An 11,745-nucleotide genomic window follows, 5' to 3' on the forward strand; every position below is an offset into this window, starting at 1 on the left:
CAATGTGGCGTTGGTTGCGTCCAGCGCACCGAACGCCACATTGGGTGCGTCCAACGCACCGAACGCCACATTGGGGCGCTTGGGGTGGGGGCTTCCGGGTAAGTTCCGGGACTGTGAACGCTGTGATCGTGGGAGCCGCCCTGGTGCGGGACGGCAAGCTGCTGGCCCAGCAGCGGGCCTGGCCGCCGAAGCACGCGGGGCAGTGGGAGCTGCCCGGCGGCCGGGTCGAAGACGGGGAGTCCGAAGCCTTCGCGCTGGCCCGCGAGTGCAGCGAGGAACTCGACGTCGTCGTCGAGGTCGGCGCGCGGGTCGGCGACGACATCCCGCTGCCCGGCGGGAAAGTCCTCCGGATTTACGCCGCCACGCTCGTTTCGCCCGGGGAAGAGCCGCGGGCCGTCGAGCACCGAGCCGTGCGGTGGCTCGGGCTCGACGACCTCGACGACGTCGACTGGCTGCCCGCCGACCGGATCCTCCTCCCGGCCTTCCGCGCGCTGCTCAGCTAGCGCCGATCATCCGCAGCGCCGCGTCGAGCCGGTGCGAACCGCGCTCGCGGGCGCGCTCGGCACCCGCCTTCCGCACGCGATCCAGCTCGGCGACGTCGTCGAGCAGCGCCGACGCCCGGGTGCGCACCGGCCGCAGCTCCTCGATCACCGCGTCGGCGACGGCGTCCTTGACCGCGCCGTAGGAGGTGAACTCGTCCGCGAGCTCCGCCGGGGACCCGCCCCGGCACGCGGCCAGGATCTCCAGCAGGTTCGCCATCCCCGGCCGGGTCTCCGGGGCGTGCACCGGCACCGAACCGCCGTCGGTGACCGCGCGGCGGACCTTGCGGCGGATCTGGTCGGGCTCGTCGAGCGCGAACACCACGCCCACCGCGTCCCGGGCCGACTTCGACATCTTGCGCGTCGGGTCGGCCAGGTCCTTCACCCGCGCGCCGGCCGGCGGCAGTACCGCGCGCGGGATGGTGAACACCTCGCCGTACGTGCCGTTGAAGCGCTTGGCCAGGGTCCGCGTCAGCTCGACGTGCTGGCGCTGGTCCTCGCCGACCGGGACCTCGTCCGCGCCCTGCAGCAGGATGTCCGCGGCCATCAGCGCCGGGTACGTCAGCAGGGACAGCCTGACCCCGGCCTGACCTTTGGACTTCTCCTTGAACTGGATCATCCGCGCCGCTTCGCCGTAGTTGCAGGTGCACTCCAGGACCCAGGTCAGCGCACCCAGCTCGCGGGCCAGGTCGGACTGGACGAACACCCGCTCGGGGTCGATGCCGGCGGCGATCAGCACGGCGAGCTGCTCGCGCGCCAGGGATCGGAGTTTCGCCGGGTTGTGCGGGGTCGTCATGCCGTGCAGGTCGGCGACGAAGTACAGGTCGTCCGCGCCGCCCTCGAGGGCCCAGCGGCGGACGGCGCCGAGGTAGTTGCCGAGGTGGACGTGACCGGAGGGGGTGATGCCGGACAGCTTGCTCATGTGTTCCTCCCGAGGTGGGGCCACCCCGGAGAAGGCACGAAAAAGGCCGCCCGTCCCGGGGCGGCCGCTGGTGATCAGCGCAGGTCTAAACGGCCGCCGAGGGCGGCCACCAGCTGGACGTCTGCGCGTGCATGCGGCGAGCATAGGCGCGAAGTGGCGTGCGGGTCTACCGTCTAACCATGTATGTCGTCCTGTTGAACTACACGGCCCCGATCGAGGAAATCGACTACGCGCTCCCGGACCACGCCGAGTGGCTGAACAAGCAGTACGAGCACGGCCACTTCCTGGCGTCCGGGCGGCGGAACCCGCGCACCGGCGGCGTGATCATCACGCGGCCGATGTCCCGCGGGAAGCTCGACGCCATCCTGGCGTCCGACCCGTTCTGCGTGCAGCACCTCGCGCAGTACGAGGTCATCGAGTTCTCGCCGACCAAGACCGCTCCGGAGCTGCGCTTGCTCAACGAAGCGGTACCGCACTAGGCGGCCAGGTCCAGCTTCGCCTTCTTCAGAGCCAATACCGGGCACTTCTTGCAGCGCGGCTTCGACCGGCAGCACTTCTTCTTGACCTTGCCGGCCTTCATGAGCTTGCGCACGACCTTCCGCGGGTCCTTCGGCTTCTTGCCCACGCGCACGCACCTTCCGGATCGGCGACCTCCACCGGGTTTCCACGTTAGGTCAGCCTAACCGCCAGGGGGGCGTGGGGCCGCTCACAATGGGGCGGCAGGTATCCTGGGTGAGGTCCGCGTGTGACCAGAGCCGGTCACGGGAAGCCTGAACGGTGTGCGCGGCCATCCAACCCTTGAAGTTCAGGAGTTCTCGCGTGCCCGCAGCCAGCGCTACCGTCGAAACCGGCCGGCCGACCGGTAAGACCCGGCCCGACCTGCGCAACGTCGCGATCGTCGCCCACGTCGACCACGGCAAGACCACGCTGGTGGACGCGATGCTCCGCCAGTCCGGTGCCTTCGCCGAGCGCGCCGAGGTCGTCGACCGCGTGATGGACTCGGGCGAGCTGGAGCGCGAAAAGGGCATCACGATCCTCGCGAAGAACACCTCGATCCACCGCCAGACCCCCGAGGGCCAGGTGACGATCAACGTCATCGACACCCCGGGTCACGCCGACTTCGGCGGCGAGGTCGAGCGCGGCCTGGCCATGGTCGACGGCGTCGTCCTGCTGGTCGACGCGTCCGAGGGCCCGCTCCCGCAGACTCGGTTCGTGCTCCGCAAGACCCTCGAAGCCGGCCTGCCGGTGATCCTGCTGGTCAACAAGACCGACCGGCCGGACGCCCGGATCGCCGAGGTCGTCGAGGAGACCCACGACCTGCTGCTCGAGCTGGCCAGCGACATCGAGGACGCCGACCACGACGCGATCCTCGACCTCCCGGTCGTCTACGCCTCCGCGCGCGCCGGCAAGGCCAGCCTGGAGCAGCCCGCCGACGGCGAGATCCCCGAGAGCGAGAACCTCGACCCGCTGTTCGACACGCTGCTCCGGCACGTGCCGCCGCCGGCCGCCGACCTCGACGCCCCGCTGCAGGCGCTGGTCACCAACCTCGACGCGTCCAACTTCCTCGGCCGCATCGCGCTGATCCGCATCCACGCCGGCAAGCTGCGCAAGGGCCAGACCGTGGCCTGGATGCGCGCGGACGGCACGACGCAGAACGTGCGCATCTCCGAGCTGCTGGTCACCGAGGCGCTCACCCGCGTCCCGGCGACCGAGGCCAGCGCGGGCGAGCTCGTCGCCATCGCCGGCATCCCGGACATCACGATCGGTGACACCCTCGCCGACTCCGAGAACCCGGTCGCGCTGCCCCGGATCACCGTCGACGAGCCCGCCATCTCGATGACCATCGGCGTCAACACCTCGCCGCTGGCCGGGCGCAACGGCGGCGACAAGGTCACCGCGCGGCTGGTCAAGGCCCGCCTGGACCAGGAGCTGATCGGCAACGTCTCGATCCGCGTCCTGCCGACCGAGCGCCCCGACACCTGGGAGGTCCAGGGCCGTGGCGAGCTGGCGCTGGCCATCCTCGTCGAGCAGATGCGCCGCGAGGGCTTCGAGCTGACCGTCGGCAAGCCGCAGGTGGTCCTGCGCACGATCGACGGCAAGCTGCACGAGCCGTTCGAGCGCCTCTACATCGACTCGCCGGAGGAGCACCTCGGCGCGATCACCCAGCTCCTGGCCGCCCGCAAGGGCCGCATGGAGGACATGAGCGGCAACGGCACCGGCCGGATCAAGCTCGAGTACGTGCTCCCGTCGCGCGGCCTGATCAGCTTCCGCACCGACTTCCTCACCGAGACCCGCGGCACCGGCATCGCGAACCACGTGTTCGAGGGCTACTTCCCGTGGGCGGGCGAGATCCGCACCCGCCACAGCGGCTCCTTGGTCGCCGACCGCTCGGGCCCGGTCACCGCGTACGCGATGATCCAGCTGGCCGACCGCGGCACGTTCTTCGTCGAGCCGGGTGCCGACGTCTACGAGGGCATGGTCGTGGGCGAGAACCCGCGCTTCGAGGACCTCGACATCAACATCACCAAGGAGAAGAAGCTGACCAACATGCGTCAGTCCTCCGCCGACGTGATGGAGACGCTGGCCCGCCCGCGCAAGATGGGCCTGGAAGAGGCCCTGGAGTTCTGCTCGGTCGACGAGTGCGTCGAGGTCGCGCCCGAGGTCGTCCGGGTCCGCAAGGTGACCCTGGACGTCAACACCCGCGCGAAGGAGCGTTCGCGCGCCAAGAGCCGCGACAACGGCTGATCCACCGCTTTGAAAAAGCCTCCCGGTGCTCGTCATCGGGAGGCTTTTTCGTGCCCGATCCCTTACGCTGGGTCGGCCGGTGGCGGACCCAGCGTCAGGAATTCCGCCGTTCTTCTCCTTATATCTTTATAGGGGTCGCGACGGCCTCATCGCCTGGCGCCGACCACCGGGGTGAACCTTTTTCGTGTCCGGCCCGTGTTCGTTCCGCCGTTCCGGAACGGTCCGGGAACCCGGACGGTGTGCCGCGCGTCCATTCCCGTAGTGGCACCCAGGGGCGGCGAGGCCGCCCGATCCGGGTGTGGGAATCTCGGTTCCGGCGGCGGAGGCGGTCGTGGGAGCATGACTGACCCGATCGGCGGAAACGGGGAGGAACGGGGCGTGCGGGTGAATCGCAAGGCGGTGCCGGTGCTGGCACTCGCGACCGTGCTGCTCACCGCCTGCTCCAACACCCCGCCACCCCCGGTCGTGTCGTCGTCGGTCGCACCCGTGTCGACCACCGGCAAGACGCCGTCGCAGATCGTCGTCGGGGTCGACGACGTGCTCGGCGGGTACAACCCGCACAACCTGGCGGACTCGTCCCAGGTGACCTCCGCGCTCTCGCAGCTTCTGCTGCCCTCGGTGTTCCGCCAGAAGGACGACGGCACCACCCAGCTCGACAAGAACCTGATGAAGTCCGCCGAGGTGATCTCGCAGCAGCCGTTCGTGGTGGCCTACGAGATCCGGCCGGACGCCTCCTGGTCCGACGGCGCGCCCATCGCCGCCGAGGACTTCGACTACCTGCGCACCCAGCTGCGCGACCAGCCCGGCGTGATCGAGCCCGCCGGCTACCGCCAGATCACCGACCTGCAGTCGCGCGAGGGCGGCAAGCGCGTCGAGGTCACCTTCGCCAAGCCGTACCCGGGCTGGCAGACGCTGTTCTCCGACCTGCTGCCCGCCCACCTGCTCAAGGACGCGCCCGACGGCTGGCGCGGGGCGCTGGCCTCGAACTTCCCGGCCGTCGCCGGCCCGTTCTCGATCAAGAGCCTGGACACCGCCCGCGGCGAGGTCATCCTCGAGCGCAACGAGCGCTACTGGGAGAAGCCCGCCGCGATCGACCGGATCGTGCTCCGCCGGTCGGACCAGAACACGCTGCTGGCCGCGCTGCGCAGCGGCAACGACCAGTTCGCGCTGGCCCGCACGAGCGGCGACGAGCTCAAGCTGCTCGGCGAGCTCGGCTCGGCGGTCAAGCTGCACACGGTGGCCCGCCCGCTGGTGGCCGACGTGCTGCTGCGCCCGGTCAGCGCGACCCTGCAGGACGCCCAGGTCCGCGCCGGTGTCGCCGCGCTGATCGACCGCACCAAGCTGATCACCGAGGGCGTCAACGGCGGCCCGTCGTCGACGCTGCACGCCGACGCGCAGGTGACCGCGCCGTCGGTGAAGGGCTACGCGGCGACCATCCCGCCTGGCCCGCCCACCGCGCCCGACGTCGCCAAGGCCGAGCAGTCGCTGAAGGCGGCCGGCTACACCAAGACCGCGGGCACCTGGCGCAAGAACGGCCGGGCGCTCTCGCTGGTCATCGCCTCACCGGCCGCCCAGGAGCCGTACGCGTCGATCGCCAAGGAGCTGGCCGGCCAGCTCTCCGCGCAGGGCATCGAGGTCAACGCGATCACGCCGCCGCCTCGGGACCTGTTCAGCGGCCTGCTGGCGATGCCGGTCGTCGGCGGGGTCCAGCAGCCGACCGGTGACTCGGCGGGCAACGTCGGGGTCGACATCGCCGTCGTCCCGCAGGCGGTCGGCGGGGACACCGCTTCGGTGCTCGCGTCGACCTTCGGCTGCCGCCCGGAGCAGACGGCCGCCGGCGTCGACAAGACCAAGCCCGTCGTCCCGGGCAACGCGGCCGGGTTCTGCGACCCGGCGCTGCAGCCGTCGATCGACGCGGCGCTGTCCGGATCCACCCCGACGGGCGAAGCGCTCACCACTCTTGAGCCTGAACTTTGGCGCCAGAACGTGGTGATTCCGCTGTTCCAATTGGCTGACACCCTGGCGATCGGTTCGGGCATCTCGGGCGTCACGCCAGGTCCCCCCATGGTGGGCCCGTTCGGGTCGGCGGTGAACTGGACTCGCGGCCCGAAGTAATCGGTTGGCTACGCATTCAGTACTACCGGGTGATCTTTACCAACGCCTTCGAGTGGGACGTTGTGAATCCATGAGGTAACCGTCGTATTTCTGGATGTCGACTGGAAGTCACCCTTTGGTCACGATCGACCCGGAACTGGTGACTGTCGGTGCTTTTCCTTTCTAGCGTGCTCCCGCAGTGCGCCAGTTGAGTGTCGCTTGGCGTGTCGTAGGCTCCGGCCCATCCAACCGGAGCGGTGTGGGCCCTTGTCCCGATATTCAAGGGCTCAGTGCTAGGAGGGCACACTTCATGAGGAGATCCAAAGCAGTCTCCGCTTTGTCGCTCGTCGCCGGCGCTTCGCTGTTGCTGAGCGCCTGCAGCGGTGGTGATTCGGGCTCGGGCAACACCGATCAGAACGGATCGTCGACCGACGTCAAGGCGATGGCTGTCGGCAAGGCCGAGACCGGCGACCTGTTCAAGCTCGCGGACACCCCGGGGTACGACGGCACGGTCACGATCGGTATCGACGACGGGTACTCGGGGTACAACAACCAGACCCCGGACACCAACAGCTCGTACAACAACTACGTGTTGACCGCGGTGCTCTCCGGTACGTTGAAGCTCGACGGCAACAACAAGATCCTGCTGAACAACGACGTCTTCGAGTCCTGGGACGTCACGCAGAAGGACCCGCAGCAGGTCACGTACAAGATCAAGCCGAACATCAAGTGGTCGGACGGTCAGGCCTACGACTGCAAGGACATGTACCTGGCGTGGCTGTCGCAGAGCGGCCTGGCCAAGGGCCCGGACGGCAAGAACCCGTTCAACTCGGCGTCGACCACCGGTTACTCGCTGATCAAGCAGGCCACCTGCAAGGACGCGCTGACCTTCGTCACCGACTACAGCGAGCCCTACCTGGACTACAAGGGCCTGTTCAACGCGCCGGCGATCATGCCCGCGCACGTCCTCGAGGCCAAGACCGGCATCGCCGACATCACCAAGCTGGCCCCGACCGGCGACCCGGCCCAGATCAAGGCCGCCGGTGACTTCTGGTCGAACGAGTGGAAGGGCTTCAAGGCGGACATCATGCCGTCGTCGGGCCCGTACAAGATCACCGCGTTCGACGCCAACCAGAAGGCCGTCACCCTGGAGAAGAACCCGCAGTGGGCGGGCGGCAAGGGTGGCCCGTCGAAGATCATCGTCCGCGCCATGGAAGACACCAAGGCGATGGCGACCGCGCTGCAGAACGGTGAGATCGACGTCGCGGCGTCGACCCAGCCGGACGCCACCGCGGCCCAGACGATGAAGGGCCTCGCGGCGCAGGGCGTGACCTACGGTTCGGCCTCGCAGCTGACCTACGAGCACCTCGACCTGAACTTCAAGCGCATGTTCGCCGACAAGGACCTCCGCAAGGCGTTCCTCGAGTCGGTCAACCGCAAGGAGATCACGGACAAGCTGCTCAAGGAGGTCCAGGCGGACGCGGAGCCGCTGAACAGCGTGGTGTTCTTCCAGGGTGAGCCCGGTTACACCGACCTGTACAGCAGCAAGGCCGGTCTGGGCGCCGAAGCGGCGGCCAAGACCCTGACCGACGCCGGCTGGGCCAAGGGTGCCGACGGCATCTTCGCCAAGAACGGCCAGCGCGCCTCGTTCAAGATCACGCACAACCAGAACGCCCGCCGCAGCCAGACCGTCGAGATCATCATCTCGCAGGCCAAGGCGGCCGGCATCGAGGTCAAGGACGAGACCGACGCCAACTTCCTCAAGGGTGGCCGCGTCTCGACCGGTGACTACGACGTGGCGCTGTTCGGCTGGTCCGCCCAGCCGTTCAAGGCGGAGTCGAAGTCGATCTACGTCTGCCCGGACAAGGGCGGCGAGCAGAACTACCAGAACCTCTGCGACCCGAAGATCGACGACGCCTACAACGCCGCGGTGAAGGCCACCGACGAGCAGGTCAAGCTGCAGAAGTACCAGGAGGCCGACAAGGCCATCGCCGACGACTACGCGACCCTGCCGCTGTTCCAGACGCCGAGCATGTGGGCGTTCAAGGGCATCGACCGCGTCTACATGCAGTCGTACGACGGTGTTCTGTGGAACGTCGGCGAGTGGGAGCAGAAGAAGTAGGGCTCGTCCCGCCTCTTCTTTCCCCTCGCTCCAGATGACCTGGGAGGTACCGGGGTCCGGCCACAAGCCGGGCCCCGGTACCCACCGGAAGTAGCTGTTGACCGTAGGGTTACCGCCACTACGGTAGACAACCGGGTAGCGGTCCAGCGCACTTCTGACGACCAGGCCCGGATGAGGAGCAGTTCGTTGAACCTGGTGATCTACATCCTTCGCCGTCTGGCGATATCGATTCCCGTCCTCCTGGTCGGGACTTTCTTGTGTTTCGTCATGGTCGCCGGCACCGGTGACCCGCTGGGCGAGCTGCGGCAGAACCCGACGATCAGCAAGGAAGCGCTGGCCGCCACGGCCGCCAAGCTCGGTCTCGACCAGGGCATCGTGCCCCGCTACTTCACGTGGCTGGGTGACTTCCTGACCGGGAACTGGGGCATCTCCATCGCGCAGGGCAACGCCCTCGCGCCGGTCGCCCCCAAGGTGATGGCCGCCTTCGGCGTCACCCTCAAGCTGGTCGTCGGCGCCGAGATCCTCGCGCTGATCATCGGCATCATCGTCGGCGTGCTGGCCGCCGTGAAGCAGTACTCGATCATCGACTACATCGCGACCACCCTCGCCTTCCTGCTCTTCTCGATGCCGATCTTCTGCGTCGCGATCGTGCTGAAGCGCTACGCGATCGAGATCAACGGCTGGGTCCGCGACCTCGGCCTGTCCGACGTCCTCGGCAACCCGTGGCTGCGCACGACCAGCCCGGAGCAGCTGAAGACCGACGGCGTCGGCGACTTCATCACCAGCACCATCGGCGCGTACCTGCTGCCGACGCTGTCGATCATGGCGATCAGCTTCGCCGCGTACAGCCGGTTCCAGCGCGCCTCGATGCTCGAGGTGCTGGGCTCGGACTACGTGCGCACCGCGCGCGCCAAGGGCCTCGGCAACGGCCGGGTCATCTTCCGGCACGCGTTCCGCAACGCCCTGATCCCGGTGTCGACGCTGTTCTCGGTCAACTTCGGCTCGGTCCTGGCCGGCGCGATCATCACCGAGACGGTGTTCAACTGGCACGGTATGGGCACATTGCTGGTGGAAGCCGTCACGAAGAACGACACTCAGGTGATGATGGGTTGGCTCGTGGTGATCGCCAGCAGTGTCATCGTCGCCAACCTGATCGCCGACCTGATGTACGGCATCCTGGACCCGAGGATTCGCGTTGGCTGACTTGAACTCTCTTCTCGCGAGCGAAACCGCTTCGGCCGAAGGCACGCTGCCTCCGGACGCGCTGCCGGAACCGCGCAGCCAGGGCAAGCTGGTCCTGCGGAAGTTCCTGCACCACAAGCTGGCGATGGCGTCGACCGGCGTGCTCATCCTGATCGTGCTGATCAGCATCGTGATGCCGCTGTTCTGGAAGCACAACTACGAGGACAGCTCGTTCCCGTCGTTCGCCAAGCCCAGCGGCGACTTCCCGCTCGGGACGACCCAGGTCGGCAAGGACATGGTGTCGCAGGTGCTGCGCGGTACGCAGTACTCGCTCCTCATCGCGCTCACCGTGTCGATCCTGGCCACCGTGATCGGCGTCGTGTTCGGTGCGGTCGCCGGCTACCTGCGCGGGTTCTCCGACTCGGCGATCTCCCGGGTGACGGACCTGTTCCTGATCATCCCGCAGATCGCCGCGGCGGCCATCCTCGCCAAGGTCTTCGGCGGCGGTTCCTGGTACATCGTCGCGCTGGTGCTGGCGGCGTTCGGCTGGATGCAGATCGCCCGGATCACCCGCGCCGAGGCGATGTCGCTGTCCCAGCGCGAGTTCGTCGACGCGGCCCGCGCGTCGGGCGCCGGGACGTTCCGGATCATCTTCAAGCACCTGGTGCCGAACATGGTCGGCAGCATCACGGTCAACGCGACCCTCGCGGTCGCGCAGGCCGTGCTGGCGGAAGCCGCGCTGTCGTTCATCGGCCTGGGCGTCCAGCTGCCGGACACCTCGCTCGGCCGCGTCATCCTGGAGAACTACGCCCAGCTGCAGACCCGGCCGGCGTTGTTCTTCGGGCCGTTCATCGTGCTCGTGCTGATTTCACTGACGATCAACTTCATCGGTGACGGTCTTCGCGACGCCTTCGACCCGCGCCAGCGGAGAATGAAGGCCTGAACGCGCGACGCGGGGGTGACCGGTTCCGGTCGCCCCCGCGTCCGTTTTCCGCGGGGATCGCCGGACCTGGGGGTTTCGGATGAATCTCGTGCTGTACGTGCTCCGCAGGCTGGCCATTTCGATCCCGGTGCTGCTGATCGGCACGTTCCTCTGCTTCGTGATGGTCGCCAACACCGGCGACCCGCTGGGCGAGCTCCGCAGCAAACCGGGGATCAGCGCGTCCGCGATCGCCGAGACCGAGCACAAGCTGGGCCTGGACCAGAGCGTCATCGCCCGCTACTTCAGCTGGCTCGGCCACTTCGTGACCGGCGACTGGGGCATCTCGATCGCCCAGGGCAACGCGTTCACCCCGGTCCAGCCGAAGGTGATGGCCGCGTTCAAGGTGACGCTGGAGCTGGTGCTGACGGCGTCGGTGCTGGCCCTGGTCTTCGGCGTCCTGGTGGGTGTCCTGGCGGCGGTGAAGCAGTACTCGATCTGGGACTACCTGGCGACGACGCTGGCGTTCCTGATGTTCTCGATGCCGATCTTCTGCGTGGCGATCGTCCTCAAGGGCTACGCGATCCGCGCCAACGGCTGGGTCCGCGACCTCGGCCTGTCCGACGTCCTCGGCGACCCGTGGCTCCGGACGACGAGCCCGGAGAGCCTCACGGCCACCGGAGTGGGTGACGCGCTCGCGAAGTACGTCGGCGCGTTCCTGCTGCCGACGCTGTCGATCATGGCCATCACGTTCGCCGCGTACAGCCGCTTCCAGCGGGCGTCGATGCTGGAGGTCCTGGGCGCCGACTACGTGCGCACCGCGCGCGCCAAGGGCGTGTCGAACAGCCGCGTGATCTGGCGCCACGCGTTCCGCAACGCCCTGATCCCGGTGATGACCCTGTTTTCGGTCAACTTCGGCGCCACGGTGACGGGCGCGATCATCACCGAGACGGTCTTCAACTGGCACGGCATGGGAACACTGCTGGTCGAAGCGGTCAACAAGAACGACCCCCAGGTCCTGATGGGCTGGCTGGTGGTGATCGCGGCCAGCGTGGTGATCGCCAACCTGGTCGCCGACCTCCTGTACGGCATCCTGGACCCCCGAATCCGCGTCGGCTGACCAGGCCCCAAGCGCCCCAATGAGGTTTTCTCAGTAGCGCCCCTGGTGTTCGTGATGGGTCAGGACGAGTGCTGCTTGGACGATGGCGCCGATGCGGTGTGG

10 protein-coding genes are annotated in these 11,745 nt (G+C 68.1%); 8 read left to right on the plus strand and 2 right to left on the minus strand.

The features are described from left to right. Positions 1–113 precede the first annotated feature (113 nt). Positions 114–503: an NUDIX domain-containing protein gene (locus ACWEVN_RS41380; protein ID WP_449688031.1), complete on the plus strand. Its 390-nt coding sequence runs from the start codon at positions 114–116 to the stop codon at positions 501–503. Here the strand turns inward: ACWEVN_RS41380 and trpS are convergent. Then, a complete protein-coding gene (trpS, locus tag ACWEVN_RS41385) occupies positions 496–1,461 on the minus strand; it encodes a tryptophan--tRNA ligase (RefSeq protein WP_449688032.1) in 966 nt (321 codons plus the stop codon). The two genes, ACWEVN_RS41380 and trpS, sit on opposite strands and share 8 nt — an antisense overlap. A gap of 179 nt (positions 1,462–1,640) precedes the next feature. Between trpS and ACWEVN_RS41390 the strand changes: the two genes are divergently transcribed. After that, positions 1,641–1,940 carry a YciI family protein gene (locus ACWEVN_RS41390; RefSeq protein WP_176174983.1) on the plus strand — a complete coding sequence of 100 codons (300 nt, stop codon included), beginning with the start codon at positions 1,641–1,643 and terminating at the stop codon, positions 1,938–1,940. On the opposite strand, the gene ACWEVN_RS41395 is transcribed toward ACWEVN_RS41390, so the two are convergent. Then, the gene (locus ACWEVN_RS41395; RefSeq protein ID WP_167455137.1) at positions 1,937–2,086 is read right to left on the minus strand and encodes a hypothetical protein; all 150 of its coding nucleotides are present in this window, start codon (positions 2,084–2,086) and stop codon (positions 1,937–1,939) included. The two genes, ACWEVN_RS41390 and ACWEVN_RS41395, sit on opposite strands and share 4 nt — an antisense overlap. A gap of 194 nt (positions 2,087–2,280) precedes the next feature. On the opposite strand from ACWEVN_RS41395, the gene typA reads away from it, so the two are divergent. The 6 genes from typA to ACWEVN_RS41425 all read left to right on the plus strand — a co-directional run bounded on the left by typA (position 2,281) and on the right by ACWEVN_RS41425 (position 11,643). Continuing rightward, the gene (gene typA, locus ACWEVN_RS41400) at positions 2,281–4,206 is read left to right on the plus strand and encodes a translational GTPase TypA (protein WP_361096016.1); all 1,926 of its coding nucleotides are present in this window, start codon (positions 2,281–2,283) and stop codon (positions 4,204–4,206) included. 378 nt (positions 4,207–4,584) lie between these two features. Further along, positions 4,585–6,321 (plus strand): ABC transporter family substrate-binding protein, encoded by a 1,737-nt coding sequence (locus ACWEVN_RS41405; protein ID WP_452054927.1) that lies wholly within the window; start codon positions 4,585–4,587, stop codon positions 6,319–6,321. 289 nt (positions 6,322–6,610) lie between these two features. After that, positions 6,611–8,422, plus strand: a complete 1,812-nt coding sequence (locus ACWEVN_RS41410; RefSeq protein ID WP_310973509.1) for an ABC transporter family substrate-binding protein — start codon at positions 6,611–6,613, stop codon at positions 8,420–8,422. 186 nt (positions 8,423–8,608) lie between these two features. Next, complete coding sequence (locus ACWEVN_RS41415; protein WP_310973508.1) at positions 8,609–9,625, plus strand: ABC transporter permease; 1,017 nt, start codon at positions 8,609–8,611, stop codon at positions 9,623–9,625. Next, positions 9,618–10,547: an ABC transporter permease gene (locus ACWEVN_RS41420; protein WP_449688034.1), complete on the plus strand. Its 930-nt coding sequence runs from the start codon at positions 9,618–9,620 to the stop codon at positions 10,545–10,547. Before ACWEVN_RS41415 ends, ACWEVN_RS41420 begins: the two co-directional genes overlap by 8 nt. Before the next feature lie 79 nt (positions 10,548–10,626). Next, entirely contained in the window at positions 10,627–11,643 is a 1,017-nt protein-coding gene (locus ACWEVN_RS41425) for an ABC transporter permease (protein WP_449688035.1), read from the plus strand. Positions 11,644–11,745: the final 102 nt, after the last annotated feature.

It is taken from the genome of Amycolatopsis sp. NPDC003861 (assembly GCF_053605405.1).